Source organism: Afipia carboxidovorans OM5 (genome assembly GCF_000218565.1).
Classification (GTDB): Bacteria; Pseudomonadota; Alphaproteobacteria; order Rhizobiales; family Xanthobacteraceae; genus Afipia; species Afipia carboxidovorans.
Genome location: NC_015684.1, coordinates 2,919,035 through 2,945,060, shown reverse-complemented (window position 1 = coordinate 2,945,060; position 26,026 = coordinate 2,919,035). Strand labels below are relative to the sequence as shown.

At 62.7% G+C, this 26,026-nt stretch carries 23 protein-coding genes; 17 read left to right on the top strand and 6 right to left on the bottom strand.

Annotation, left to right across the window (positions count from 1 at the left end; genetic code table 11):
• Nucleotides 1-15: 15 nt before the first annotated feature.
• Entirely contained in the window at nt 16-1,197 is a 1,182-nt protein-coding gene (mnmA, locus tag OCA5_RS13905) for a tRNA 2-thiouridine(34) synthase MnmA (RefSeq protein ID WP_012562369.1), read from the bottom strand.
• A 251-nt stretch (nt 1,198-1,448) separates the two neighbouring features.
• Between mnmA and OCA5_RS13900 the strand changes: the two genes are divergently transcribed.
• The 11 genes from OCA5_RS13900 (at nt 1,449) to OCA5_RS13850 (ending at nt 13,134) form a co-directional block, all read left to right on the top strand.
• On the top strand, nt 1,449-3,032 hold the full coding sequence (locus OCA5_RS13900) for a flagellar hook-length control protein FliK (protein WP_013913289.1): 1,584 nt from the start codon (nt 1,449-1,451) through the stop codon (nt 3,030-3,032).
• An 11-nt stretch (nt 3,033-3,043) separates the two neighbouring features.
• Complete coding sequence (locus OCA5_RS13895) at nt 3,044-3,763, top strand: flagellar hook capping FlgD N-terminal domain-containing protein (RefSeq protein ID WP_012562371.1); 720 nt, start codon at nt 3,044-3,046, stop codon at nt 3,761-3,763.
• Between the two features lie 190 nt (nt 3,764-3,953).
• The gene (sciP, locus tag OCA5_RS13890; RefSeq protein WP_002714638.1) at nt 3,954-4,229 is read left to right on the top strand and encodes a CtrA inhibitor SciP; all 276 of its coding nucleotides are present in this window, start codon (nt 3,954-3,956) and stop codon (nt 4,227-4,229) included.
• Between the two features lie 166 nt (nt 4,230-4,395).
• Nucleotides 4,396-6,009: a flagellar basal-body MS-ring/collar protein FliF gene (fliF, locus tag OCA5_RS13885; protein ID WP_012562372.1), complete on the top strand. Its 1,614-nt coding sequence runs from the start codon at nt 4,396-4,398 to the stop codon at nt 6,007-6,009.
• 3 nt (nt 6,010-6,012) lie between these two features.
• Nucleotides 6,013-7,104, top strand: a complete 1,092-nt coding sequence (gene fliG / locus OCA5_RS13880) for a flagellar motor switch protein FliG (RefSeq protein ID WP_012562374.1) — start codon at nt 6,013-6,015, stop codon at nt 7,102-7,104.
• Nucleotides 7,104-7,733, top strand: coding sequence for a FliH/SctL family protein (locus OCA5_RS13875; protein WP_012562375.1), 630 nt, complete (start codon nt 7,104-7,106; stop codon nt 7,731-7,733). The genes fliG and OCA5_RS13875 overlap by 1 nt, the downstream gene beginning before the upstream one ends.
• A complete protein-coding gene (fliN, locus tag OCA5_RS13870) occupies nt 7,730-8,089 on the top strand; it encodes a flagellar motor switch protein FliN (RefSeq protein ID WP_012562376.1) in 360 nt (119 codons plus the stop codon). The genes OCA5_RS13875 and fliN overlap by 4 nt, the downstream gene beginning before the upstream one ends.
• A gap of 57 nt (nt 8,090-8,146) precedes the next feature.
• Nucleotides 8,147-9,523 carry a sigma-54-dependent transcriptional regulator FlbD gene (gene flbD / locus OCA5_RS13865; protein WP_012562377.1) on the top strand — a complete coding sequence of 459 codons (1,377 nt, stop codon included), beginning with the start codon at nt 8,147-8,149 and terminating at the stop codon, nt 9,521-9,523.
• Nucleotides 9,524-9,792: 269 nt separating this feature from the next.
• Nucleotides 9,793-11,892: an aminodeoxychorismate synthase component I gene (pabB, locus tag OCA5_RS13860; RefSeq protein WP_012562378.1), complete on the top strand. Its 2,100-nt coding sequence runs from the start codon at nt 9,793-9,795 to the stop codon at nt 11,890-11,892.
• Complete coding sequence (locus tag OCA5_RS13855) at nt 11,889-12,695, top strand: aminotransferase class IV (protein WP_012562379.1); 807 nt, start codon at nt 11,889-11,891, stop codon at nt 12,693-12,695. Before pabB ends, OCA5_RS13855 begins: the two co-directional genes overlap by 4 nt.
• A gap of 19 nt (nt 12,696-12,714) precedes the next feature.
• A complete protein-coding gene (locus tag OCA5_RS13850; protein ID WP_012562380.1) occupies nt 12,715-13,134 on the top strand; it encodes a carboxymuconolactone decarboxylase family protein in 420 nt (139 codons plus the stop codon).
• A 78-nt stretch (nt 13,135-13,212) separates the two neighbouring features.
• On the opposite strand, the gene OCA5_RS13845 is transcribed toward OCA5_RS13850, so the two are convergent.
• The gene (locus tag OCA5_RS13845; RefSeq protein ID WP_012562381.1) at nt 13,213-13,428 is read right to left on the bottom strand and encodes a CsbD family protein; all 216 of its coding nucleotides are present in this window, start codon (nt 13,426-13,428) and stop codon (nt 13,213-13,215) included.
• A 407-nt stretch (nt 13,429-13,835) separates the two neighbouring features.
• Here OCA5_RS13845 and OCA5_RS13840 point away from each other — a divergent pair, with 407 nt between their 5' ends.
• From OCA5_RS13840 to OCA5_RS13825, 4 genes are read left to right on the top strand one after another with little or no spacing between them, the layout of a single operon-like run.
• On the top strand, nt 13,836-16,100 hold the full coding sequence (locus tag OCA5_RS13840) for an acyl-CoA dehydrogenase (protein ID WP_012562382.1): 2,265 nt from the start codon (nt 13,836-13,838) through the stop codon (nt 16,098-16,100).
• A complete protein-coding gene (locus tag OCA5_RS13835; RefSeq protein WP_012562383.1) occupies nt 16,100-17,383 on the top strand; it encodes an acetyl-CoA C-acetyltransferase in 1,284 nt (427 codons plus the stop codon). The genes OCA5_RS13840 and OCA5_RS13835 overlap by 1 nt, the downstream gene beginning before the upstream one ends.
• 9 nt (nt 17,384-17,392) lie before the next feature.
• On the top strand, nt 17,393-19,474 hold the full coding sequence (locus OCA5_RS13830) for a 3-hydroxyacyl-CoA dehydrogenase NAD-binding domain-containing protein (RefSeq protein WP_012562384.1): 2,082 nt from the start codon (nt 17,393-17,395) through the stop codon (nt 19,472-19,474).
• Between the two features lie 21 nt (nt 19,475-19,495).
• Complete coding sequence (locus tag OCA5_RS13825; RefSeq protein WP_012562385.1) at nt 19,496-19,936, top strand: acyl-CoA thioesterase; 441 nt, start codon at nt 19,496-19,498, stop codon at nt 19,934-19,936.
• A gap of 12 nt (nt 19,937-19,948) precedes the next feature.
• On the opposite strand, the gene OCA5_RS13820 is transcribed toward OCA5_RS13825, so the two are convergent.
• Entirely contained in the window at nt 19,949-20,443 is a 495-nt protein-coding gene (locus tag OCA5_RS13820; protein WP_012562386.1) for a lytic transglycosylase domain-containing protein, read from the bottom strand.
• Nucleotides 20,444-20,649: 206 nt separating this feature from the next.
• Entirely contained in the window at nt 20,650-22,200 is a 1,551-nt protein-coding gene (locus OCA5_RS13815) for a DUF4403 family protein (protein WP_012562387.1), read from the bottom strand.
• A 143-nt stretch (nt 22,201-22,343) separates the two neighbouring features.
• Here OCA5_RS13815 and OCA5_RS13810 point away from each other — a divergent pair, with 143 nt between their 5' ends.
• Complete coding sequence (locus tag OCA5_RS13810) at nt 22,344-23,543, top strand: extensin-like domain-containing protein (protein ID WP_013913288.1); 1,200 nt, start codon at nt 22,344-22,346, stop codon at nt 23,541-23,543.
• 160 nt (nt 23,544-23,703) lie between these two features.
• Here the strand turns inward: OCA5_RS13810 and OCA5_RS19310 are convergent, their stop codons facing one another.
• On the bottom strand, nt 23,704-23,862 hold the full coding sequence (locus OCA5_RS19310) for a hypothetical protein (RefSeq protein WP_012562389.1): 159 nt from the start codon (nt 23,860-23,862) through the stop codon (nt 23,704-23,706).
• Nucleotides 23,863-24,007: 145 nt separating this feature from the next.
• The gene (locus OCA5_RS13805) at nt 24,008-24,634 is read right to left on the bottom strand and encodes a TetR/AcrR family transcriptional regulator (RefSeq protein ID WP_012562390.1); all 627 of its coding nucleotides are present in this window, start codon (nt 24,632-24,634) and stop codon (nt 24,008-24,010) included.
• Between the two features lie 140 nt (nt 24,635-24,774).
• Between OCA5_RS13805 and OCA5_RS13800 the strand changes: the two genes are divergently transcribed.
• Complete coding sequence (locus OCA5_RS13800) at nt 24,775-26,025, top strand: HlyD family secretion protein (protein ID WP_012562391.1); 1,251 nt, start codon at nt 24,775-24,777, stop codon at nt 26,023-26,025.
• The last annotated feature ends 1 nt before the right edge of the window (nt 26,026 follow it).

Sequence of the window (26,026 nt, the reverse complement as noted above, 5' to 3'; positions counted from 1 at the left end):
TGTGCTTGAGATCCCCTAGATCGCGGCCCGAAGCGCGAGGTGATGGGTGCCGGCTCTGTCGCTGTTGTTCGAAGCGTGGGTGATGAACCCGCCGCCGAGCACGCGCGCCTGGCCGGTCGGCGCATCATAGAACACGCAAGCCTGCCCCGGAGAGACGCCTTCTTCACCGGCGAATAGTTCGACCTCGCAGTGGTCGCCGTTCATCCGCAGATGCGCGGGCTGCGGCGGGCGGGTCGAGCGCACCTTGATATAGAGGTCGCGCCCTTCGCGCGCGACGTCGTCGAATGTGCCGTCACCGATCCAGTTGATGTCGCGCAGCGTAATGAGATTCTTGCGCAGCGCGGCGCGCGGACCGACGATGACCTGTCGTGACGCCGCATCGAGCGCGACAACATAAAGCGGCATCGAAGCGGCGATGCCGATGCCGCGCCGCTGGCCGACAGTGAAATTGGCGATGCCCTGATGATGGCCGAGGACGCGGCCGCGCAGATCGACGATGTCGCCCGGCAGCATCGCGTTCGGCCGCATCCGCTCAATGACGTCGGTGTAGCGGCCGGTCGGCACGAAGCAGATGTCCTGGCTGTCGTGCTTCTCGGCAACCGGAAGGTCGAAGCGCCGCGCGAGCTCGCGGGTCTGGGCCTTGGTCATGTCGCCGAGCGGAAAGCGCAAATGGTTGAGCTGGTCCTGCGTGGTGGCAAACAGGAAGTAGCTCTGATCGCGATCGGCGTCGGCCGCGCAGACCATTGCGCGCGATCCGTCCGGCTGACGCCGCGAGGCGACGTAATGGCCGGTGGCGAGCGCCTGAGCGCCGAGTTCCTGCGCCGTCGTGAGCAGGTCGCGGAACTTGACCGAACGGTTGCACTCGATGCATGGCACCGGCGTCTCGCCCAGCGCGTAGCTTTCGGCAAAGCGGTCGATCACCGACTCGCGGAAACGGCTTTCATAGTCGAGCACATAATGCGGGATGCCGATGCGCTCGGCGACGTCACGCGCATCGTGAATGTCCTGACCCGCACAGCAGGCGCCCTTGCGGTGGGTCGCCTCGCCATGGTCGTAGAGCTGCAGCGTGATGCCGATGACGTCGTAACCCTCGGCCTTCAGCAAGGCAGCCGTGGTCGACGAGTCGACGCCGCCGGACATGGCAACGACGACGCGCGTGCTAGACGGCGGTCCTTCGAGGTCGAGACTGTTGAGCATCGCGGTGAATCCAGAGGCGGGGAAGGCCGCCTCGTTTCATGTGTCTTATTATAGTTGGGAATAGAGGAGGGCAATTAGAACGGTTTTGTCCGGCAAAACTTGCCGGAAGGCAGAAAAAGGTATGGCAAAGCGCGGTTCGCTCCTGCCTCCATGACGTATAAGTATTTGTTTTTAAACAATATAGCTCCGGAACCCGGACTGGCCCGGTCCTTGCTCTGCCTCTCGCAGGTACCTTTGCGAGAACCAGTCCTGTGTTGAACGTCGCGCACGATCCTGCCGTTAACAGCCAAGTTTACAGCCATCGCCCCCCTGCGAGAGCGGATCAGGGCGGCGGATCGGACGATTTTGGCTCATTGGTCGACAGCAATACCGTTGCGGCCGACCGTGACGTTCCGGCGCCTGCACCGCAGGACAGGCCCGTTCGGCAGGCGAGTGACAACGATCGCGCGGACCGGCGCGACGCGCGGGCCGATGCCGATACTGTCGAGAAACCGTGGCAGACCGAGTCGAAAACCGGCGTTCTCAACCAGAAAACGAAGAAATCGGCGTCGCATTCGGCCGAGAAGGATGCGCGGACCGGTGTCGTCACGGACAAGCCGAAGCTCAAGTCCGAGGATGATCTCGCTGGCGATGTCGTCGTCGCGGTGAACCCGGCAACTCAGACGACACCCGACGCGTCGGCGGTGGCGACCGCCGTTGTGGCGCCACCAGCAGTATCGGCCGAGAGCGGTGAGGCTGAATCGTCGTCCGACGTGCCCGGAACTGATGCTGCAGCCGTTGCACCGGCGGCGAACCCGATGGCGGTTGCCATTACCGATGCCGCGGCCGTTGAGAGCGCTAAGACTGAGAGTGCTTCTGCGGCCGACTCAGTCTCGGCCGAAAAGCCGGGTGCTGATCAGACACAGGTAGCCACCGAGGCGGCCGCAGGTCTCTTGCAGGCAGGCGAGGGAACGGACGCTGCTTCACAGCCTGTCGGGGTTGCCGTCCCTCAAGTCGCGACGCATTTGACCTCCACGCAGACAACCGGCGCGGTCAAGGCTGACGCGGTGCAGGAGGTTACGAACAGCGCGGCTGCCAAGGCTGCGTCCCAAACCTCTGATTCAGGTGACGCGGACGCGAAGCCTGTGGCGGCGGACGCCAAAGCCGATGGTGATGCGGATGACGCATCCGCCTCGGACACGCGTGCAGATGCCGCCAAGCCCGAAGCCGCTTCGGTCAAGAAGGAGCAGGCAAGTGCGGCTACCGGTCCTGCGCATGCGCGCCATGGCGCTGAGGCGCAAGGCACAAAGCCGGATGTGAGCTTCCAGGCGGCGCTCGATCTGCAGGCCCCGGCCACCCATCAGGCTGCGCAGCCTCAGCAGCAGTTTACGGTGACGGTTGCAGGCCCCACGGTCTCCGCACAGGCCGCAAGCATCCCTGTGCCGGTCAACGGGCTCGCGGTGGATATCGCGACGCGCGCGGCGGCGGGTAACACCAGCTTTCAGATTCGCCTCGACCCCGCCGATCTCGGCCGGATCGATGTGCGGCTCGACGTCGACAAGCATGGCCGCGTGACTTCGCACCTCACGGTGGAGCAACCCGCGACGCTCGACATGCTGCGCCGGGATGCACCGCAGTTGCAGCGCGCGCTGGAAGACGCCGGCCTCAAGACCGGCGACGGTGGCCTGCAGTTCAGCCTGCGCGATCAGTCGCCGCAGGGCCGGGACGATGGCGCGCAGAGCCGCGCCTCCCATCGCCTGATTGTTTCGGAAGACGTCACAGCGCCGCCTCCGGTCGTGCGGGCGCATTATGGCCGTGCGCTCGGATCGAGCACCGGCGTCGATATCAGCATTTAAGGAGACGGTGGATGTCGGTCGATTCAACGATGCCATCGACGGTTACGTCGGCCGGGGCGGCGGCGCAGAACAACACGTCGACAAAGAGCAGCAGTTCCACGGGAATTGCCGACAACTTCCAGACGTTCCTGACACTGCTGACGACGCAGCTTCAGAACCAGAACCCGCTCGACCCGCTCGATACCAACCAGTTCACGCAGCAGCTTGTGCAATTTGCGCAGGTCGAACAGCAGTTGAAGGCCAACGACCAGTTGAGCGCGCTCGTGGCGCTGCAGAAGACCGCGCAGTCGACGCAGGCGCTGGGTTTTGTCGGCCAGACCATCTCGGTCGATGGCTCGACCGCTTATTTCAATGGCGCGGCGACGTGGAATTTCAACGCAGCTGCCGACTGCAATTCGGTGGTCACGATTTCCGCGCCGAACGGAGAAACCGCCTATACCGGCAGCTACGCTCTCACCGCGGGCAATGCGAGCTTCATGTGGGACGGCAAAGGCAACGACGGCACGCAGTGGCCGCCCGGCAATTACAAGCTCTCGATCACCGCCAAGGACACAACCGGCAAGGATGTCGTGGTCACGACCGAGGTGCAGGGCGTGGTGGACTCGGTCGATATGACCGCAGACCCGGCGCTGCTCTCGATGGGCGGCAACACTTACACCATCGACCAGATCAAGCGCGTGATCCGCACGACGGTTGATACCGGAGGGGGCACCGGCACGACGGATAGCTGACGCGGCCTCCGGTCACCTCTCATTAAGATTTCCCATCCGGCCTTGCAGCCTGCTTCCCAAAAGGAAGCGGGCTTTTCGGTTGTGGGATGAAATTCAAGGAGAATGGCATTCGACGCTTAGGCTTAGGCAAATTTTAAGCGGCACGACGTACCTTGTTCCTACGAGTTCAGTGTGAGTTTGTGAGTACGCCATGACAGAACCCCACCGCCCGAGGGTGAAGTATGTCATCGGGCCCGATGGTAGCCCGTTGACGATTGCGGATCTTCCGGCCCCTGGGACCAAGCGGTGGGTTATCCGCCGTAAGGCCGAAGTCGTTGCTGCCGTCCGTGGTGGCCTTCTCTCCCTGGAAGAGGCCTGCAGCCGCTATACGCTGACGGTGGATGAGTTCCTTTCCTGGCAGTTCTCGATCGACCAGCACGGTCTGGCCGGCCTGCGGACCACCCGCATCCAGCAATATCGCCAGTAAGACCCCGCCTGCAGTCTGGCTTTTCTGAAAATCCGCTTCATTCCATGAAGTCGGCTTTGAGGATGTCTCGATTTATGCCAGGCCGTTAACCGGCGTTAACCATCTGGAAACCATCCCTAGGCAAATTCTGCCCAGTCGGCTGTTCGGCCGAATCTCGGGGTGGGCTTTGCAAGGGCTGGTTTCATTCATTCGTAGTCTGGGTGCGGCGCGGTTGGCGGCGATGCTTGCCGTGGCCATGGCTCTGCTGGGCTTTTTCGGCTTCGTGATCCTGCGGGTGACGGCGCCGCAGATGATTACCCTTTATACCGATCTGGGCTACGACGACGCGGCTGGCGTCATCAAGGAGCTCGACCGGCAGGGTATCCCTTATGAAATGAAGAACGACGGCGCCATCATCATGGTGCCGAAGGACAAGGTCACCCGCCTGCGCATGAAGCTCGCCGAAAGCGGGCTGCCGAAGGGCAGCGGCGTCGGCTACGAGATTTTCGACAAATCCGAGACGCTGGGCTCGACGAGCTTCGTCCAGAACGTCAATCACCTGCGCGCCCTTGAAGGCGAACTGGCCCGCACCATCAAGGCGATCGACCGCATTCAGGGCGTGCGCGTCCATCTGGTGCTGCCGGAGCGGCCGCTGTTCTCGCGCGAGAAGCCCGAACCTTCAGCCGCGATCGTGGTGCGGGTGCGCGGCGCCCTCGAGGCGCAGCAGGTGCGCGCCATCCGCCACCTCGTCGCATCTTCCGTCAACGGCCTGAAGCCGCAGCGGGTCTCGATCGTCGACGAGAACGGCCAGTTGCTGGCCGATGGCTCTGGCGATGCCAACGGCATGGGCGATGTCGGCGCCGACGAGCGGCGGGTCGCCTACGAGAACCGCCTGCGCAAGCAGATCGAGAGCATCGTCACTTCGGTGGTCGGCGGTGGCCGCGCCCGTGTCCAGCTCTCGGCCGATTTCGATTACAACAAGGTCACCGAGACCTCCGACAAGTTCGATCCGGAAGGACGGGTGTTGCGCTCCAGCCAGACGCGCGAAGAATCCTCCGCCACCTCGAACGGCCTCAACGGTCAGGTGACCGTCAACAACGAGATGCCCGGCAACCAGCAGCAGAATGCGGCGAACGCGGGCAAGGACCAGGCCAAGAAAAGCGAGGAGATCAACAATTACGAGATTTCCCGCACCACCAAGACCGAAGTGACCGAAGCAGGCCGCGTGCAGCGGATGTCGGTCGCGGTGCTGGTCGACGGGGTCTATTCCAGGAATGAAAAGGGCGATCAGGTCTACGCCCCGCGCAGCCAGGAAGACCTTGAGCGCATCGCGACGCTGGTGCGCTCGGCGATCGGCTTCGACAAGGCGCGCGGCGATCAGGTCGAAGTCGTCAACCTGCGCTTTGCGGATGCGCCGTCGGCGATCCCGCTGCCTGACTCGAACGGCTGGCTGAGCGTATTTCAGTTCACCAAAGACGACGTGATGTACTTCATCGAGCTTGGCGTTATGTCGCTGCTCTCCATCGTCGTCGTGTTCATGGTGGTGCGCCCGCTGGTGAAGCGTGTGCTCGCAGAAGATGTGCCGCTGGCCAATGCCGCGCCCGCGCTGCCCGAAGCGCCGCAGCCTGTCGCGGTCGCCGGGCCGGTCCATACCGCCGCCACGGCGCAAATGATCGATGTCGCGCAGGTGCAAGGCCAGGTGCACGCGCAATCTGTTCATCGTGTCGGCGAATTGGCCGACCGCAACCCGAACGAAACCGTCGCCATCATCCGTCAATGGCTGACAGAGCAACCGGCGTAATCCATGGCTACCGTTCCCGCAACCACGCAGCAGAAGCCTGAAGAGATCGCAAGCGTCGTCGCGACGCTGGCGAGCCGGCAGAGCAAGCGCGAGCCATCCGCGCCGATGAGCGGGCCGAAGCGCGCGGCGATCATGATGCTGGCGCTCGGCGAGCAGTATGGCAGCAAGGTGTGGTCGCTTCTCGATGACGACGAGGTGCGCGAATTGTCCGTCGTGATGTCCTCGCTCGGCACCATCGAGGCCAATGTCGTCGAGGATCTGTTGCTTGAATTCGTTTCGCGGATGTCTGCCTCTGGCGCGTTGATGGGCAATTTCGATGCGACCGAGCGGCTGTTGCAGCAATACCTGCCTGCAGAGCGCGTCAACGGCATCATGGACGAAATCCGCGGACCCGCCGGCCGCAATATGTGGGAGAAGCTCTCCAACGTGCAGGAAGAGGTGCTCGCCAACTACCTCAAGAATGAATATCCGCAGACGGTCGCGGTGGTGCTGTCGAAGCTCAAGCCCGAGCATGCCGCGCGGGTACTCGCGATCCTGCCGGAGGATATGGCGCTCGACGTCGTCAACCGGATGCTGCGCATGGAGGCGGTGCAGAAGGAAGTCATCGAGCGCGTCGAGAGCACGCTGCGAACCGAGTTCATGTCGAACCTGTCGCAGACACGCCGTCGCGATGCTCACGAGGTGATGGCGGAAATCTTCAATAATTTCGACCGCCAGACCGAAACGCGCTTCCTCACCGCGCTCGAAGAAGAAAGCCGCGAGGCGGCCGAGCGCATCAAGTCGCTGATGTTCACCTTCGACGATCTCGTGAAGCTCGATACTGCATCGGCGCAGACGCTGATGCGTCATGTCGACAAGGACAAGCTTGGTGTTGCGCTGAAAGGCGCGAACGAGTCCGTGCGCGAGTTCTTCATGGGCAATATGTCGACCCGCGCCGCCAAGATGCTGCAGGACGATATGGCGGCGGCCGGGCCGGTACGCTTGCGCGATGTCGATGAGGCGCAGGCGCTTCTGGTCAATCTCGCGAAAGACCTCGCCGCCAAGGGCGAGATCATGCTGCAAAAGAATCGTGCTGACGACGAGCTGGTGTACTGATGAGCGCGCCCGCGAAATTCCTGTTCGACATGGATTTCACCGCTCCGGCGAATACCGAGCGGCCGGCTTCTCGTGCCGAGATCGCCCAGCAGGTTGCAGAGGCCGAGGCGCGCGCCTTCCGCGAAGGTTTTGCAGCAGCGCAACGCGAGGCCAGCGTCGAGAGTGATCGCCGCTCGGCTCTGGCGATGGAAGAGATTTCGATTGCAATGCGCGCGCTCGCGGCAAGCTTCAAGACTGTCGAAGGCCGGGTCGAGACCGAGGCCGTCGATGTGGCGGTGGCGACCGCCCGCAAGCTCGCGCGTGAGCTCGTTGCGGCCGAACCGCTCACCGAGATCATGGCGCTGGTTGCCGATTGCCTGCAGCACCTGACCTCGACGCCGCATATCGCGATCCGCGTCAACGATGCGCTCTACGATCGCGCCCGCGAGCGGATCGAAGACCTTGCGCGCCGCAGCGGTTTCGAAGGACGGCTTGTCATTCTCGCAGAGCCCGAAATCGAAGTCTCGGACTGCAAGATCGAATGGGCGGACGGCGGCTGTACCCTCGATCACGCCGCAACGAACGCACGGATTGGTGAACTGGTGGAGCGCTATATGGCGGCCCGCAATCAGGCCGGGAGAGACTCATGAGTGAGAATGACGGACAGGACCAGGTGCCGTTGCCGGACCTTAACGCGATCGAGGCGCCGCCGCTGGATCAGGCAGCCTATGCGGATGACGAGGAGCGTAGCGCGCGCATCGCCTCCGATCTCGAGGCGGTGTTCGATGTTCCGGTGCAGGTCTCGGCCGTGCTCGGCCGCTCGAAGATGGACGTCAGCGATCTTCTCAAGCTTGGCCCCGGCACGGTGCTCGAACTCGACCGCCGTGTTGGCGAGGCGATCGACATCTACGTCAACAACCGCCTGGTGGCGCGCGGCGAAGTGGTCCTCGTCGAGGACAAGCTTGGCGTGACCATGACGGAAATCATCAAGGCGGAGCGCGCGTAGGCGCGCAGCCGAACCAAACCGACGCCGGACACGGCGCGACACTGACAGGAGCAAATCATGCGGCTTCTCATCGTCGGGACCCTGAAGGGGCAACTGACAACCGCGACCAAGATTGCGATGGAGAACGGCGCGACGGTGACGCACGCCGAGGACATCGAACTTGCGATGCGGGTGGCGCGCGGCGGCAAGGGCGCGGACCTGCTGCTGGTCGATGTCGCGATCGACATTCGCGATCTGGTAATGCGGCTCGAGGCCGAACACATTCACGTGCCGATCGTGGCCTGCGGCATCACCAATGATGCACGCGCGGCGGTGGCCGCGATCCATGCCGGTGCCAAGGAATACATCCCGCTGCCGCCCGAGCCGGAACTGATCGCGGCAGTGCTGGCAGCTGTCGCCAACGATTCACGCGACCTGATCTATCGCGATGAGGCGATGGCGAAGGTCGTGAAGCTCGCGCAGCAGATCGCGGGCTCGGATGCGTCGGTGATGATCACCGGCGAATCCGGCACCGGTAAGGAGGTGCTGGCGCGCTATGTCCACGGCCGCTCGGCGCGCGCGAAGAAGCCGTTCATCTCCGTCAACTGCGCGGCAATCCCTGAGCAGCTTCTGGAATCGGAATTGTTCGGCCACGAGAAGGGCGCCTTCACCGGTGCGATCGCGCGGCGCATCGGCAAGTTCGAGGAGGCGACCGGCGGCACGCTGCTGCTCGACGAAATCTCGGAAATGGACGTGCGGCTCCAGTCGAAACTTCTGCGCGCGATTCAGGAGCGGGTGATCGACCGCGTCGGTGGCACCAAGCCCGTCCCGGTCGATATCCGCATCATCGCGACGTCGAACCGCAATCTGGCCGATGCCGTGCGCGAGGGTACGTTCCGCGAGGACCTGCTGTTCCGCTTGAACGTCGTGAACCTGAAGATCCCCGCGCTGCGAGATCGGCCGACGGACGTTCTGGAACTCGCGCAGCATTTCGCGAGAAAATATGCCAACGCGAATGGTGTGCCGGTGCGCCCTCTGTCCACGGAGGCGCGCAAGGTTCTCACGGCGAACCGCTGGCAGGGCAACGTCCGCGAACTGGAGAACACGATCCATCGTTCCGTGCTGATGGCGCAGGGCGATGAGATCGGTCCTGAAGCAATTCTGTCGCCGGACGGCGACCGGCTCGATCTCGCCAAGACCGCGCCGGCGGTCGCCCATGCGACACTCGCGGCCGAGCAGGTGACACGCGCGCTGGTCGGACGCACGGTCGCCGATGTCGAGCGCGATCTCATCCTCGAGACGCTGAAGCATTGTCTTGGCAACCGCACCCATGCAGCGAATATTCTTGGCATTTCGATCCGCACCTTGCGCAACAAGCTCAACGAATATGCCGATGCCGGCCAGCCGATCCCGCCGCCGGGCAGCGGCGAGGCACGCGGTGTCGCGGCTGCCTGAGCATTGCGCCTCCCGTTGTCACGAACGGCGGCCTCGGCCGCCGTTTGCATTTCGGAGAGGCTGTTTGCGACAGGTTTGGGCGAGCGCCCATAACTCCTCATGTTGCGGAGGGAGAGGGTTTCATCGCATACTCGACGCGATCTTGGGTGGTCTCTTCCGGCGGCCGTAACGAAGCCGCGTAGCCTGCCGGAGATAGCTGGCCCGGCATAAAAGCCGGGATCGGAAGCGGCGATATCAGGCGACACAGAGCGGCAGCGTGCCCGGCGGCGATGAAAACCCTCATCATCGATAATTATGATTCGTTCACTTACAACCTCGCCGACCTGATTGCCGACATCAATCAGTGCGCGCCGCGGGTGGTGAAGAACGATGCCGCGCGTTGGGATGAGATCGCGGCAGAGCCGTTCGATAATATCGTGATCTCTCCGGGGCCGGGCCGGCCGGATCGCGCGCAGGATTTTGGCCTGTCGCGCGATGCGCTGGCGCAGGCGACCGTTCCGGTGCTTGGTGTCTGTCTCGGTTTTCAGGGACTTGCGATGGCGGCGGGCGGCCGGCTTGCTTATGCGCCGTCGCTCGTCCACGGCGAAGCGTCGATGGTGCGCCACAACGGCCATCCGCTGTTCGCTGGTGTGCCGTCGCCGTTTGCGGCGGGGCGCTATCACTCCTTCATGATCGAGCGGCCGTTGCCGCCTGATCTTGAAGAAATCGCGTGGAGCGACGATGGCGTGCTGATGGCGCTTGCACATCGCATGAAGCTGCAGTGCGGCGTGCAGTTTCATCCCGAGTCGATCCTGACCGAGCATGGACGGCGGCTTCTCGAGAATTTCCGCGACCTGTCGTGCGGTCGTGTCAGCGCGAGAGAGAGCGTTACACGCCCGCGCAGGAATATCGTGCCCTCGGCAATGCGGAAGGCATTCTGGCGCGAACTGCCTTATGCGGTGGAGACCGAGGCCGCGTTCTGCCATCTCTATGCGGCGTCGCCTTATGCATTCTGGCTCGACAGCAGCCTTGTCGCGCCAGGCCTGTCGCGGTGGTCGTATCTCGGTAACGCGGCGGGGCAGGGCGAGATTGTCGAATATAATTGTGCTGACGGTTTCGTCTCGGTTGTGCGTGGCGATGCGAGCGAGCGCTTTAACGGCTCGATTTTCGATTACCTGAAGGCGCAGCCGCTGGCCGCGCCGCAAACGCCGCCGCCATGCCCGCTCATCGGCGGATATGTCGGCTGGTTTGGTTACGAGCTGCAACAGGACTGCGGCTCGCGTGTACATCGCACGGCAGCAACGCCCGACAGTCTCCTGATCCGTGCGGATCGCTTCATCGCCGTCGATCATGTGGAAGGCAAAACCTATCTCGTCGCTGTCGATGATCCTGCCGAGGAAGCGCGTGCCCGTCGGTGGCTGGATGCAATGGAAGCGGCGCTCACGCATTTGCCGCCGCCGCCATCTGTCGCGCCGCGCGGTTCAAAGCCTCTCGAATTCGTCATGGCACAGGGCGAGCGCGCCTACCGCACCAGCGTCGAAGCCTGTTTGAGCGAGATTCGAAATGGTGAGAGCTATCAGGTTTGCCTGACCAACGAGCTATCGTGCGAGGCTGATCTCGATCCGTTGGATGTGTATCGCGTGATGCGCAAGATCAATCCTGCACCGTTCGCGGCCTATCTGCGCTGGCCGGGAGGTGCAGTGCTGAGTGCATCGCCCGAGCGGTTTCTCTCGGGGAACCAAAACGGCGAGGTCGAGACCAAGCCGATCAAGGGGACGGTACGGCGTGATTCCGATCCGCGGCGCGACCGTGAGTTGCGCGAGGCGTTGCGGGCGAGCCGCAAGGATCGCGCCGAGAATGCGATGATTGTCGATCTGCTGCGTAACGATTTCTCGCGCTGCTGTGTGCCGGGCAGTGTCCGGGTGACTAAGCTGTTCGGTGTCGAAAGTTATGAGACCGTGCATCAGCTTGTCACCACGGTGCGTGGACAATTGCAGCCGGAGTGCTCTACGATCGATCTGTTGCAGGCGGCGTTTCCCGGCGGATCGATGACTGGCGCGCCGAAGCTGCGCACGCTCGAGATCATCGATCGTCTGGAAGGCCGCGCGCGCGGCATCTATTCGGGTGCGCTCGGTTGGATCGGGGCGGATGGTGCAGCCGATCTGTCGATCGTGATCCGCACCATCGTTGCGCAAGAGGGGCACTTCACCATTGGCGCCGGTGGCGGCGTGGTGGCGGCTTCGACGCCGGAGGCCGAATATGCCGAAATGCTTTTGAAGGCTCAGGCTTCGATCAAGGCATTGGTCACCACTGCGTTCGGTCGTTTCGATGACGATCTCTACCAGCTGTCGGATCGTGTATCCGCTCAACTCAAGGAGCGCGCGTCGTGACGCAGGTCTGGTGCAACGGCGCGTTTCTCGACGAGACAGATGCGCGGCTGTCGATCGCCGACCGAGGCTTCACGCTTGCGGACGGCATTTTTGAAACCGTGCTCGGCGTGGGGGAAAAAGCCATCTGGGTCGCAGAACATCTGCAGCGTCTGCGTGAAGGTGCGGCCGTGTTGGCCCTGCCTGTCGACTTTGACGATCAGGTGCTTGAATCGGCGGTCACCGAACTGTTGCGCAAGAATGGGTTTCCACGAAGTGCAATCCGCATCACCCTGACGCGGGGCCCGGCGATCAAGCGCGGGCTCTGGGTTGAAGGGAAGGCGACGCCGACGCTGCTGATGACCTGCGCGCCCACGGCGACGCTCGGTGCGCTGCAACGGGTGATCATCGCGCGATCGACCCGGCGTAACGAATACTCGCCCTTGTCGCGGATCAAATCGCTCAATTACGGCGATAACATTCTGGCGCGGCGCGAGGCGTTGGTACGCGGTGCAACAGATGCGTTGATGCTGAACACGAAAGGTCATGTTGCCTGCGCCACGGTCGGAAATTTGTTCGCGCAGATTGCAGGCGAGTGGATCACGCCGCCTGTCGAGGATGGAATTCTTTCCGGTATCGCACGCGCGAAAATCCTTCCGCAGATGAATGTGAGAGAGGTTTCGCTGACAGAGGCTGATCTGCGCTCTGCCGAGGCCGCGTTCATCAGCAACAGCCTCGGATGTTACGAGATCATCGAGATCGAGGACAGAAAGCTTCCTTCGTGCCTCGATGAAGATCTCGTCGCCGCACTTTATGAAACGCCATAATCAATCGGGAGACGCCGGAATGACGCAGAGTGAGAAGTTCGAGCGCGGGCTGAAAGTCCGGCGCGAGGTGCTGGGTGCGGATTATGTCGACGGCAGCATTGCGCGTGCCGACGATTTCATGATGGCGTTTCAGACCATCACCACGGAATGGTGCTGGGGTCATGCTTGGGCGCGCGAAGGTCTTTCCCGCAAGACGCGCAGCATGATCAACATTGCGATGCTGACAGCGCTCAACAAGCCAGCCGAACTGCGCCTGCACGTCAAGGGCGCGCTGACGAATGGCGTCACTGTCGACGAGATCAAGGAAATCCTGATCCACGCCACGACCTATTGCGGTGTGCCGGCGGGACTCGAAGCGTTCAAGACCGCGCATGCGGTGCTGGTGGAAGCCGGTGCGCTTCCCGCGACAAAAAGCCCGCCGGATACGGCGTCTGTTTGATACGTTCTGACGCGCATCAAAGCCGGCCCGAAGGCCGGCTTTATAATGTGCGATGAAATATAAGAGGGAGTGAAACGATCAGAGATTACGCTTTGCAGCGTCGGCTGCCTTCTCGATCGTCTCCTTCGCGGCGTCCTTGGCGTGGCCGACGGCCTGCTGAGCATGGCCCTTGGCCTCCTGCAGCGCGCCTTCGCCGCACAGACGATCCGAGCCGGTGGCTTCACCGACGTTCTGCTTTGCCTTGCCGATCGCTTCGTTCGCGTTGCCTTTAATCTTGTCGCTGAGGCTGCCCATTGCAAAACTCCTGTTGGTTTTGGTTGACGTTCGCGGGGCAAACAGCGCGGGCATGCTCATGTTCCGTCCTAACGGCCTGAAATAAATGAAAAATAAGGGAACGGAAAAACTGCACGCGAACTTTTGCATGCACAATTTTACCAGTCATGAGAACGTCATGCGTATAAGCGAGGAAGCCGTTTGGAACGCGTCAAAAGGCCACCGTCGGGCGAACCGCTGAAAGCCATGGGGAGGTTATGGGGAGTTCGTATATCCTTGTTCACGATGATGAGATTCGACGCCACGTCAGGCTTGATAGTCAGAATTTATAAGGACGCGCGGTCCAGACTCGCCCCGGTATTTGGAAGTCCCGCCTTCATCATTCTCTGTCGAGGGGCCATTTCGCCCGCACTGAAAAGGACACCTCAATGAGTTTCTCTTTCCGCCGTGATGTCCTCACGCGCCCGATCTTTGCCTGGGCGCATAAGGCGCTGCCGGCGATGTCCGACACCGAGCGCGAGGCGCTGGAGGCGGGCGATGTGTGGTGGGATGCCGATCTCTTCACCGGTAATCCGGATTGGTCGAAGCTGCTTGCTACTGCACCGGCGACGCTGACCGAGGAAGAGCAGGCGTTTCTCGCCGGGCCCGTCGACGAACTCTGCGCAATGATCGACGACTGGAAGGTCAATTGGGAATGGCGCGACCTGCCGCCGGACGTCTGGGACTTCATCAAGGCGAAGAAATTCTTGGGCATGATCATTCCGAAGGAGTTCGGTGGCCTTGGCTTCTCGCCGTTCGCGCATTCGGAAGTGATCCGCAAACTGTCTTCGCGCTCGATCACCGCGGCCGTCAGCGTCATGGTGCCGAACTCGCTCGGGCCGGGCGAGCTCTTGATGAAATTCGGTACAAAAGAGCAACAAGATAAATGGCTGCCGGGTTTGGCAAGCGGGCGTGAGATTCCCTGCTTCGGTCTCACCAGTCCCGATGCAGGCTCCGATGCGGCTTCGATGACCGACACCGGTGTGATCTGCAAAGGCGTGTTCGAGGGGCAGGAGATGCTCGGTCTTCGTTTGAACTGGCACAAGCGTTACATCACGCTCGGGCCGGTCGCGACGCTGCTCGGTCTCGCCTTCAAGGCGCGCGATCCCGATCATCTCATCGGCAGTCAGGAAGACCTCGGCATCACGGTTGCGCTAATCCCGACCGATCTTCCCGGCGTCACCATCGGCCAGCGGCATCTGCCAGCGATGCAGGTGTTTCAGAACGGACCGAACTGGGGCAAGGACGTTTTCATTCCGATGGATTACATCATCGGCGGTCAGGCACGGATCGGCCAGGGCTGGAAGATGCTGATGAGCGCGCTTGCGGCCGGTCGCGGCATTTCATTGCCCTCGCAATCCGCCTCGGGTGCCGCCTATTGCGCGCGCACCGCTGGTGCCTACGCGCGGGTGCGCGAGCAGTTCAAGGTGCCGATCGGCAAGTTCGAGGGTATCGAGGAGCCACTGGCGCGCATCGCGGGTACGGCCTATCAGCTCGACGCCGCGCGGCGGCTCACCTGTGCTGCGCTCAATCAGGGCAAGCATCCGGCCGTGATCTCAGGCATCATGAAGCTGCACGCCACCGAGCGGCTGCGCACCGTCGTCGACGATGGGATGGATATTCACGGCGGCAAGGCGATCATCGAAGGCCCGCAGAACTACATGGGCAACCTTTATCGCTCGGTGCCGGTCGCGATCACGGTCGAAGGCGCGAACATTCTCACGCGCAATCTCATTGTTTTCGGGCAGGGCGCGACGCGCGCGCACCCTTATCTGCTGCAGGAAATCAACGCGATCGGCAACCCGGACAAGGCGGCCGGGCTCGACGCATTCGACAGTGCATTCTGGAAACATGTCGGCCACGCCTTCGCGAACCTGTTTCGCGCGTGGGGACGAAGCTGGACCGGCGGGCTGTTCGCACCCGCGCCGGATGCCGGCCCGGTCATCGGCTATTATCGCCAGCTCTCGCGTTATGCGTCCGCGTTTGCGCTCGGCGCCGACATGGCGCTGCTGACGCTCGGCGGTGCATTGAAGCGCAAGGAAATGCTCTCGGCGCGCTTCGGCGACATTCTCTCCGAGCTTTATCTTCTGTCGGCAGCGCTGAAGCGCTGGGAGGACGAGGGCCGTCAGCAGGCCGATCTGCCGGCGCTGCGCTGGGTGATGGCAAACGGCATCCGCACCATGGAATTGCGCTTTGCCGAGGTGCTCGCCAATCTGCCGAACCGGCCGATCGCGTGGCTGTTGAAATTCGTCGTGCAGCCGTTCGGGCCGCGGGCGCTCGGGCCATCCGACAAGGTCGTGCATCAGTGCGCGCAGATGATCCTGTCGCCTTCGGCCGAACGCGACCGCCTCACCGCCGGGCTCTACCATGCGGGTGCGAACGACGACGGGCCGCTGGCCCGGCTCGAGCATGCCTTCCGCCTTGTCGTGGCGAACGAACCGATTGAAAAGCGGTTGCGTGCCGCTCATATTCGCGACTGGCAGGAGGCGGCTTCGCGTAGCATCATCACGGCAGCGGATGTCGAGGCGCTGACGGCGGCGAAGGAGGCGGTAGCGAAGGTGATCGAAGTCGACGACTTCGCACCGGAAGCGCTGTCCCCGATTGCCAGCCAGCACCATCCTGCGCCCGCAACGGCGGAAAGGGCCGCAAACTGATGTCCCGTCCTGTCTATATTATCGATGGTAGCCGCACGCCGTTTCTGAAGGCGCAAGGCGGTCCGGGTCCGTTCACGCCGGTCGATCTTGCCGTGCAGGCGGGCCGTCCGCTGCTGGCGCGACAGCCGTTCAAATCTTCCGACTTCGATCAGGTCATTCTCGGCTGCGTCAACGTGATTGCCGATGAAGTCAATCCCGCCCGTGTCGCCGCGCTGCGCCTCGGCATGGGCGAGGACATGGTCGCTTTCGGCGTGCAGATCAACTGCGGCTCCGGCATGCAGTCGATCGACACCGCCTATCGCTACATTCAGGCCGGGCAGGCGGACATGATCCTTGCCGGCGGTGCGGAGGCGTTGAGCTATTCGCCGCTGGTGTTTCCGCAATCTGGCGTGCGCTGGTTCGCCGGCCTTGCGACGGCGCGCACCACGCTTGCGAAGCTCGCGGCTTTCTTCAAGCTGCGCCCGTCTTACTTCAAGCCGATCATCGGGCTCGAACGCGGATTGACGGACCCCGTCACCGACCTCAACATGGGGCAGACGGCGGAGGTGATCGCGCATCTGATGGGCATCACGCGCGAACAGGCTGACGCCTATGCCGTGGAAAGCCATCAACGGCTGGCGAACGCACAGGCGCAAGGCTTCCTCAAGGGCGAAGTCGAAACCGCCTTCGACCGCAAGGGCAAGTATTACGATCACGACGACGGCGTGCGCCCCGATTCCTCGATGGAGAAGCTTGCGAAGCTCAAGCCCGCTTTCGAGCGGCCATGGGGGCAGGTGACGCCGGGCAATTCCTCGCAGATTACTGACGGCGCATGCTGGACCATTCTGGCGTCGGAAGATGCGGTCAAGAAATACGGGCTGAAGCCAAAAGCCCGCATCATTGATAGCGCATGGTCGGGACTCGATCCGACGGTGATGGGCTTTGGCCCGGTACTGTCGTCGAACCGGCTTCTCAAGCGCAACAATATGACGATCCACGATATCGAGACGTGGGAGATCAACGAAGCGTTCGCTTCGCAGGTGCTGGCCTGCCTTGCTGCGTGGAAGGACGACAAGTTCTGTCGCGAAGTTCTGGGGCTTGATGGCGCGGCCGGTGAGATCGACCGAGCCAAACTCAATGTCGATGGCGGCGCGATCAGCCTCGGCCACCCGGTTGGCACCAGCGGAAATCGTATCGTGTTGCATCTTGTCAATGCGATGCATCGCCTCGGCACCAGGCGCGGCGTTGCGACGGAATGTATCGGCGGCGGCCTCGGCGGCGCCATGTTGATCGAGACGGTTTAGGAAACGGCGATGGACAGCAAAATCCTCAATGCGATGAAGGACCACGTCCTTGAACTCGGGCCTGAGCCGTCGTCCGGACCTTATCGCCATTTCAAGTTGACGCGCGACGAAGACGGAATCGCCTGGCTGCTGTTCGACCGCGAAGGCGCAAGCGCCAACACGTTGTCGAGCGAGGTGCTGGAAGAATTCTCGCAGATCCTCTCGGTGCTGGAGAGCGAGCGCCCGAGCGGGCTTGTGCTGCGCTCGGCCAAGCGCTCCGGCTTCATCGCGGGTGCGGACATCAATGAATTCCGCGGTCTCTCCGATGTCAGCATCGTCGAGCAGCAGCTTGGTCACGGGCATGACATTCTCAACCGGCTTGAGAACATCAAGCTGCCGACGGTCGCGGTAATCCACGGCTTCTGCCTCGGCGGCGGGCTTGAGGTCGTGCTCGCCTGCAACATGCGGATCGCGATCGAAGGCGCACGCTTCGGATTCCCGGAAATATTGCTCGGCCTGCATCCGGGCTTTGGCGGCACGGCGCGCGCAACGCATCTGTTCAATCCGCTCGAAGCGATGACCATGATGCTGACGGGCAAGACCGTCGAGGCGCGCAAAGCGAAGGCGCTCGGCCTTGTCGATGCTGTGACGCAGGAGCGCCACGTTCGCAATGCAGTGAAGGATGCGATCTTCGGTCGCCTGAAGCGCAAGCGCTTGAAGCTGACGACGTTGATGAACCTTGGTCCGGCCCGCAAGCTGCTGGCTTCGCGCATGCGTAAGGAGGCTGCCAATAAAGCGCCACAGGAGAATTACCCCGCGCCCTACGCGCTGATCGATCTGTGGGAGAAGCACGGCGGCAACCGCGCCGACATGCTGGCGGCGGAGAAGCCGTCCTTCGCCAAACTGATGGTGACGTCGACCGCGCAGAATCTCATTCGTGTGTTCTTCCTGCGCGACGAGATGAAGAAGCTCGCGGGCGGCAAGAGCAAGATCAGGCATGTCCATGTGATCGGCGCCGGTGCGATGGGCGGCGACATTGCGTCGTGGTGCGCGCATCAGGGCCTGCGCGTGACGCTTGCCGACATGCAGCCGGCGGCGATTGCGAATGCGATGAAGCGCGCGGCAGATCTGTTTGCGAAGATCGCCCGCGGCCGCATTGCCCAGCGCGACACGCTTGATCGTTTGATTCCGGACATGACGGGAGAAGGCGCAAAGCAGGCGGATCTCATCATCGAGGCCGTGCCGGAGAAGTTGCAGCTCAAGCAATCGATTTATGCCGGCCTTGAAAAAGTGATGCGGCCGGACGCCATCCTCGCGACCAACACGTCCAGCATTCCGCTCGAGGAGTTGCGCGCCTCGCTGCAGCGGCCGGAGCGATTGCTCGGCATCCATTTCTTCAATCCGGTGTCGCGGCTGCAACTGGTTGAAGTGATCAGCCACGATCAGGTCGATCAGGAGGCGCTTGCGACCGCGATGAAGTTCGTCGGTGGAATCGATCGCCTGCCGCTGCCGGTGAAGAGTTCGCCGGGCTTCCTCGTCAACCGCGCGCTGATGCCGTATCTGATGGAAGCGCTGCTGATGCTCGACGAGAAGGTGGACAAACTCACCATCGACGAGGCGGCGGAAAAGTTCGGCATGCCGATGGGCCCGATCGAACTCGCCGATCAGGTCGGCCTCGATATCTGTCTTGCGGTCGGCGATGAGTTGCGCGCCAAGCTTGGCGATTCCATTCCGGTTGCGCCTGACTGGTTGCGCGACAAGGTCGCGAAGGGCGAACTCGGTCGCAAGACCGGACGCGGATTCTACGAATGGAAGGACGGCCGCGTGCAGAAGGGCCATGCCCATGTTCACGCCACGCCGGAAATGACCGATCGCCTTGTGCTGCCGATGTCGAACGTCTGCGTCGCCTGTTTGCGTGAAGGCATCGTCGACAATCCCGATACGGTGGACGGCGCGATGATCTTCGGCACCGGCTATGCGCCGTTCCGCGGCGGGCCGCTCAACTACGCACGCGAGCGTGGGCCGGAGAATGTCGCCAACGCGCTCTTGGTGCTGGCGGAGAAATACGGTGAGCGCTTCAAGCCGGATGCCGGCTGGGCGACGTTTCGCTGAAATCGATTACAGGTTGCTGCAATGACAGATGCGCCCGTCACCGGACATGAAGTCGTTCACCCCGGGCAAGGTTGCAGCCCGCAAGGCGAGTTGTGCGTGCGCACCATCGCGATGCCGGCCGACACCAACCAGAACGGCGATATTTTCGGCGGCTGGCTGTTGAGCCAGATGGATCTTGCGGGCAGCGTATTCGCCTACAAGACGACGCTCGCGCGCAACGTCACTGTCGCGATCGAGGCGATGACCTTCCGCAAGCCGGTGTTTGTGGGCGATCTTGTGTCCGTCTATGGCACGCAGGTGCGTGTCGGGCGCACATCGATCACGGTGCGTGTCGAGGCGTGGGTGCAGCGGCGCAACGAGACGGACATCATTCTCGTGACCGACGGTAACTTCACTTACGTCGCGATCGACGATAGCGGCAAGCCGCAGCCGATTTCGGTGCAGTCGACGACTTCAGTTTAAAAGCGAAGTCTCTCAGCGCCGGTGATGACGGCGCCGCACCGGCTTGGTCTCGAAGACCGGCGTGAGATCGAGAGGCATGGCCTCGGTGCTTGCCGTCATGGTGGCGTTGGCCTGTCGCAGGCGCTGCCGCTTCGCAGCGTAGTAATAGCCGCCGGCATAGTACGAAACCGCGCGGTCATGATTGCCGCCGGCAGTGCGATAGGCACCGGCAAGATACTTCACGGCATAAGTGAGATTTGTTTCGGGATCGAGCAGGCCTTGCGCCGTACCGGTATAGCCGAGGCCGCGTGCGGTCTGCAGCTTGATCTGCATCATGCCGTAATTGCCGGCGTGAACGGCGCGCGGATTATATCGGCTCTCGCGCATGATGACGCGATGGACGAGTTCGGGCGGCACGCCTTGGGCAGCGGCATGGCGCTCCACCATGGCGCGATAAGCTTCGCCCTCTGCCTGTGCACCCGGAATGACCGACAACAACGCAACGGCTGCGAGTGCAAAGCTTTTCATGTGAAAGTCCCTGAAATGACGTGAGTTTTGAACCCGGCGGACCGGGGCCGATTCACGAACGGCGGTGCCCGAAAAAGGGCAATATATTCAAGCTCGGCTGATGAGCCGATAATGTGGAAAAATCATGTCATTTGGAGCGGCGCGGCGACATAGTGCATTTTCCGACGGAGCTATCGGAACTGCGCTGGACCCGCCGGGAACCGCGCTCAGAGCGCAGGCAGTTGCGTCACTGTGACGTGGACCGTGCCGTTTGCTTCAGCGATCACGCGCAGCGTCGTCGAGTCGAAAGAAATTTCGCCAAGGCGCACATCGGTGACGTTGGCCTTGACCCTCACGCCGCTCTGATCCGCCTGCAGATCGCCGATCAGGCCCGCGAGTTTTTGCTGCACGCCGGAGGAGAGTTGTTTCAGATCGATTGTCGCGTGCTGTTCGAGGGCTTGCGCGAGATAAGGCGCGGCGCGCTGGGCGAGCGCGCCGAACAAACCGAAGGCGGCGTCCGATGTGACGGCAACCGAAAGATCGGTGAGGCGCAAAACCTGCGCGTTCGCATCGAGCACCGGCTTGCACCAGATCCGCACGACGGCGTCAGCACCGAGGCCGAACCAACTCGTCGTTTCCGTTGCGTGCACGAGCAGCGACACCAGAAGCCGGTCGCCGCTCGCATCGACATCGACGCTCTTGATCCGCGCCTCGATGGCGCCGCTGCCATCTTCGGGAAAGACGCGATCCTTAAGTTCGGCTTCCGCGATCTGGCCAAGCTGCGCGAACGGCAGATCGATCGGCACGCCGACATTGATGCGGCCACCGCCGAGCGCGGACTGAATGTCGAGAACTTCGGGGAACGGGCAGCGCGGCGTCGTCGCGTGATTGACGATGCGCGTCTCGGCCTGCAGCCCGACCGTGAGTGTCACGGCGGCGTTGTCGATCTGCGGTTGTGCGGCGAGCGCCTTCACAGGCCGCATCTCGAGATAGAGCGGCGGCGCACCGGACGCAGGCGAAGGTAGTGGGATCGAGCGGCAGATGCTGGCCCATTGCTCGCGCATGGCGCGGCGGAAGCTGTCGTCGGCGCGCAGCCGCTGCTGCAGGCGATCGACCTGTTCGTTCACCGTTCTGTCGATGACGGGCTTCACCTGCGCGGGCACGGCGACTTTCGCACCGGCGACCGAGAGGCTGTTGTTGGCGAGCGTCACCTGCGCGGACAATTGCGGATCGAGATGCCAGTCGGTGGTGAGGCGCGGCCGCGCGGTTGCGGTCGCGGTGCCGTTGATTGCCGCATTCGCATTGAGCGACTTGATCGAGATGTTGCCGAGCTGCTGGGCCGCTTTCGCGCCGAGAAGATTGCCGAGTGCGTTGTTGAGCGGCGTGCCGGAAGCTGTGGAGAGCGAGCCGGTGACGATGAGCTTGCCTGCGAGCGGTGTCGAGACGTTGAGCGCATTCTGCGCGCCGGTTGCCGTCATGGTGCCGCGGCTGACGTGCCAGTCGATGTCGGAATCGGTGAGAAGCTGGCTTGCGGGATTGTCAGCCTTGCCGCCGAAATCGCGCGGTGCGGCGCGCTCAAGCGTCGAGGCGATCACGGTGAGCGGAACGACAATCGGTGTGATGAATTCCGAACGCCGCGCGATCGGCGGCAGTGGCGGCAATTTTTCAAGAGCGGGCCGGCTCGCGCGCGGCGGCCACAGCCAGTCCATCGCCGTGAGGCTCGCGTAAAACGAGCCGCCCAGGATCAGGATTGCGATCGCAATGGATTTCAAGCGCATGCGAAAGGCCTTGCGGCGAGTGGAGGATTGACGGCGCACGCGATGCGAGCGCGGTTGCACGTTTGGAGCGCCCATCGTGGTTAAAAGAATCTGAAAAGCAAGCCGTTGATAAGTCTTTAAGTTTATTCGCAGACCCTGCGCGCATGGCACGCGGAGTAAGTTTGTTCATCGTCGGCTCCCTTGCCCTCGTTTCCCTTGCGGGGTGCGGCCGTGGCTTTTTTCAAAGCGCGGTACGCGAACCCTGGCGGGCCGAGGCGGAACAGGCATGCCTGAAATCCGGGGAAGTCAAGGAAAGCGCGGACATCGTTCGCATCAACCCGATCTCCGGTCCCGGAGTTTGCGGCGCGCAATTCCCATTGAAGGTTGCGGCACTTGGTGAGATGAGCAGTTCGCTCGGCTATGCCGGCGAATTGCGTCCGCCCGGATCGATCGCGGGTGCGCCGCGCTGGCCGGTCTCGCAACCCTCGTCAACCTATCAACAGCCGCAGCCGTCCTATGCGCGGCCGTCCGCTGCACCATCGCAGGGTGGTTATGTACCGTCCGGCGATCCGGTGCCGCTGAATGCGCAAGTGCCGCCTGACGATGAGGATGCCGTTGCCGGCGAAGAGTATTCGCAAGGCAGCGCCGGTCATGCGGCCGCACCTTATGGGCGGAGCATGCCGCCTCAGCAGCAATATCGCGGTGCACAGCCACCCGCGCCTTATACATCGCATCGGCTTGGCAGCGGCCGCGCGGTGGAGGCGTTCGGCCCCGTTGCGTTGAAGCCCGCGGCGACACTCTCATGTCCCGTCGTCTCCGCGCTCGATCGCTGGCTTTCGGAAGCGGTGCAGCCTGCGGCGATCCGCTGGTTCGGTGCGCGCGTCGTCGAGATCAAACAGATCTCGGCTTATTCGTGCCGCGGCATGAACGGAAATCCGAACGCACGGATTTCCGAACATGCATTCGGCAATGCGCTCGATGTTGCCGGTTTCACGCTGGCCGACGGACGATACATTTCCGTGCAGAACGGCTGGAAGGGATTACCCGAAGAGCAGGGCTTTCTGCGCGACGTGCAGGGCGCGGCCTGCCAGCGTTTCACCACCGTGCTCGCGCCGGGCGCCAACATCTATCACTACAATCACATCCATGTGGATCTGATGCGCCGCTCGAGCGGGCGCGTGATCTGCCAACCGGCGGCGGTGTCGGGTGAGGAGATTGCCGCGCGCGCAGGCGGGCGCAACTTCGCGACGCGCGATCCGGGCGTGACCGGCTCGATCGGGCAGAAGGCACGCCGTGCTTCTGCGCGCGGGCCGCTTTCGCAAGAGGACCGCGACTCCATCGAGGATGAAAGCCGCGTGCGCTAAGGCGGCGGTTAGTGGAATCGAGATTTTCTCTCGTCATTGCGAGCATGGCGAAGCAATCTAGCCTTTTCTCATTCCCTCCCCCGCTTGCGGGGGAGGGTTAGGGAGGGGGCGCTCTGGATTGCTTCGTCGCTTCGCTTCTCGCAATGACGGCAGGTTGCCGTTATGGGCTCATCTGCGTGGTCGGGTCGAGCATGACCGGCGCGGACAACCATTTTGCAGAGGCCTGCGAGTAATTATTCCGGGCGACGTTGAGCAGCACTGCCGCGATCAGCGCTGCGAGGAAGATCCTCGAGAATTCGGACCATGTCAGCGGCTTCATCGGGATACTCCCGCGATGTTCAGGAGCCTCTCATGAAGAGGCCGAATTTCAGGCAGGACGTCAGGCCGGACAGGCGAGATTTCCGCGTATTCCACTTCCGTATATGACCGTCCAGCGTGGGATAAAACCCTCGTGTGCAGATAGTTCAGCGGCGATAGGCGGCGAGGAACATCCGCGTCGCACTCGCCACCACATCGGCAATCCGCTCGCTACTCGGTGCGGGCGTGACCTGGAAGATGAATGGTAGGAACAATGTAGCTTGGCAGGAGAGCATAAACTGCGCCGCTGCGAGGTCGCAATCGTCAATTGCAAGCGCGCCGTTGGCAACCTGGATCCGGAGGTAATCCGCGAGCCGGCCGAGCCACGCGGCCGGGACACTTTCATAATACCGCCGCCCCAGTTCCGGCATGCGTTCGGCGATCGACATCATGGTGCGGATGGTGGAACCGCCGGTCGGGCGGCACAGCATCTCCATGTAGCTCTGGCCGAATTTCTGCAGCGTGGCTTCAGGCGCTTCGGTCGGGTCGATGGTGAGCTTGTCGATGCCCTGTTCGCGGAGCTCGCAGGTCACGATGGCGCCGAACAGCGCCAGCTTGTCGGCGAAATAGACGTAGAGAGTGCCCTTGGAGACGCCGGCCGCCTTGGCGATCTCGCCCATGCTTGCGGCATCGAACCCGAGTTCCCGGAACACCTTGCGCGCACCCTCGACGATCTGACGGCGCTTGGCGCTGTCTTCGTCGTTCGCGGGGAGGGGCGGTGGGCTCGGAATCATGGGACCAGTCTTAACCTTTGAAGGCCGCTTTGCTCGCAAAATTGTGTGGCCCTATCTTTCTATCTAATATTGACCGAACCGTTCGGTCAATATTAGATGTGCCATGACCGAACCGTTCGGTCATTAAAGGGTTTCCCCACATGGCCCATCGCGAGCAATCAGCCGTCCGTAAAGCCGCCTTTGATGCCGACCTCGACGCGCGGGAGGAGGATGCCCCCTCCGCCGCGCCGTCGCGGCTCGAGGAGGTGAGAGCACGCCGGACCTCCGAGGCACCAGAGGTGGCGCCCGATGCGCCGGCGGCGGATGGCGCGGCAGCCTCGCGCTGGGGACGGCTCGGCCGCCGCCAGAAGATCATGGCGGGTGCTGGCGTTTTGCTTGCCCTCGCGCTGGCTGCGTTCGGCGCCTACTATTTCGAAATCGGCCGCTTCATGATTTCGACCGACGACGCTTATGTCCGTGCCAACAACACGATGCTGGGTGCGCGCGCGGCTGGTTATCTTTCGAAGATCGCGGTTGCCGACAATACGCATGTGAAGGCAGGCGATCTGTTGTTCCAGATCGACGACGGCGATTACCGGATCGCAGTCGACAATGCCCGCGCCAGGATCGCGACGCAGGAAGCGACCATCAAGCGCATCGCCCGGCAGGCCGTTGCGCAGCAGAGCGCGGTCGAGCAGGCGCAGGCGCAACTCGATTCCGCGCAGGCTGCCGCCAAGCGCGCGGAAGCGGATTTCTCCCGGCAGAGTCAGTTGAACGAGAAGGGTTTCGCCTCGAAGGCGGCGTTCGATCAGGCGCAAGCGACGCGCGACCAGGCGGTCGCCTCGGTTCAGGGCGGGCAGGCGAGCCTCGATGCCGCGCAGGCGCAGGTCGATGTCATCAAGGCACAGCAGGCGGAGGCCGAAGGCCAGCTCGGTGAACTCAAGACCGCGCTGGCGAAGGCCGAGCGCGATCTCTCGTTCACCACCATTCGCGCGCCGATCGATGGCGTGTTCTCCAACCGTATCGTCAATGCGGGCGACAATATTCAGGTGGGCCAGCGGCTCGCCAATGTCGTGCCGCTCGATGATGTGTTCATCGATGCCAACTTCAAGGAAACCCAGCTTGCGCGCATCCGGCCCGGACAGCCGGTGCACATCAGCGTCGACGCCGTGAAGGGCCGCGATATCGTCGGCACCGTCGAGAGCCTGTCGCCTGCGTCGGGCTCGGTGTTCACGCTGCTGCCGCCGGATAACGCCACCGGCAATTTCACCAAGATCGTGCAGCGCCTGCCGGTGCGCATCCGCGTGCCGAAATCCGTTGCGCAGGAAAACCTGCTGCGGGCCGGCATGTCGGTCGAGGTCGAAGTCGATACCCGCAAGCTCACCCGGCACGCCGTTGCTGAGGTGAAGTAAA

What these genes read in the sequence shown, in the direction of transcription:
- mnmA (WP_012562369.1), bottom strand. Translation starts at nt 1,197, where the DNA reads ATGCTCAACAGTCTCGACCTCGAAGGACCGCCGTCTAGCACGCGCGTC.
- OCA5_RS13895 (WP_012562371.1), top strand. Translation starts at nt 3,044, where the DNA reads ATGTCGGTCGATTCAACGATGCCATCGACGGTTACGTCGGCCGGGGCG.
- sciP (WP_002714638.1), top strand. Translation starts at nt 3,954, where the DNA reads ATGACAGAACCCCACCGCCCGAGGGTGAAGTATGTCATCGGGCCCGAT.
- fliG (WP_012562374.1), top strand. Translation starts at nt 6,013, where the DNA reads ATGGCTACCGTTCCCGCAACCACGCAGCAGAAGCCTGAAGAGATCGCA.
- OCA5_RS13875 (WP_012562375.1), top strand. Translation starts at nt 7,104, where the DNA reads ATGAGCGCGCCCGCGAAATTCCTGTTCGACATGGATTTCACCGCTCCG.
- fliN (WP_012562376.1), top strand. Translation starts at nt 7,730, where the DNA reads ATGAGTGAGAATGACGGACAGGACCAGGTGCCGTTGCCGGACCTTAAC.
- flbD (WP_012562377.1), top strand. Translation starts at nt 8,147, where the DNA reads ATGCGGCTTCTCATCGTCGGGACCCTGAAGGGGCAACTGACAACCGCG.
- pabB (WP_012562378.1), top strand. Translation starts at nt 9,793, where the DNA reads ATGAAAACCCTCATCATCGATAATTATGATTCGTTCACTTACAACCTC.
- OCA5_RS13850 (WP_012562380.1), top strand. Translation starts at nt 12,715, where the DNA reads ATGACGCAGAGTGAGAAGTTCGAGCGCGGGCTGAAAGTCCGGCGCGAG.
- OCA5_RS13845 (WP_012562381.1), bottom strand. Translation starts at nt 13,428, where the DNA reads ATGGGCAGCCTCAGCGACAAGATTAAAGGCAACGCGAACGAAGCGATC.
- OCA5_RS13840 (WP_012562382.1), top strand. Translation starts at nt 13,836, where the DNA reads ATGAGTTTCTCTTTCCGCCGTGATGTCCTCACGCGCCCGATCTTTGCC.
- OCA5_RS13835 (WP_012562383.1), top strand. Translation starts at nt 16,100, where the DNA reads ATGTCCCGTCCTGTCTATATTATCGATGGTAGCCGCACGCCGTTTCTG.
- OCA5_RS13830 (WP_012562384.1), top strand. Translation starts at nt 17,393, where the DNA reads ATGGACAGCAAAATCCTCAATGCGATGAAGGACCACGTCCTTGAACTC.
- OCA5_RS13825 (WP_012562385.1), top strand. Translation starts at nt 19,496, where the DNA reads ATGACAGATGCGCCCGTCACCGGACATGAAGTCGTTCACCCCGGGCAA.
- OCA5_RS13820 (WP_012562386.1), bottom strand. Translation starts at nt 20,443, where the DNA reads ATGAAAAGCTTTGCACTCGCAGCCGTTGCGTTGTTGTCGGTCATTCCG.
- OCA5_RS13815 (WP_012562387.1), bottom strand. Translation starts at nt 22,200, where the DNA reads ATGCGCTTGAAATCCATTGCGATCGCAATCCTGATCCTGGGCGGCTCG.
- OCA5_RS13810 (WP_013913288.1), top strand. Translation starts at nt 22,344, where the DNA reads ATGGCACGCGGAGTAAGTTTGTTCATCGTCGGCTCCCTTGCCCTCGTT.
- OCA5_RS19310 (WP_012562389.1), bottom strand. Translation starts at nt 23,862, where the DNA reads ATGAAGCCGCTGACATGGTCCGAATTCTCGAGGATCTTCCTCGCAGCG.
- OCA5_RS13805 (WP_012562390.1), bottom strand. Translation starts at nt 24,634, where the DNA reads ATGATTCCGAGCCCACCGCCCCTCCCCGCGAACGACGAAGACAGCGCC.
- OCA5_RS13800 (WP_012562391.1), top strand. Translation starts at nt 24,775, where the DNA reads ATGGCCCATCGCGAGCAATCAGCCGTCCGTAAAGCCGCCTTTGATGCC.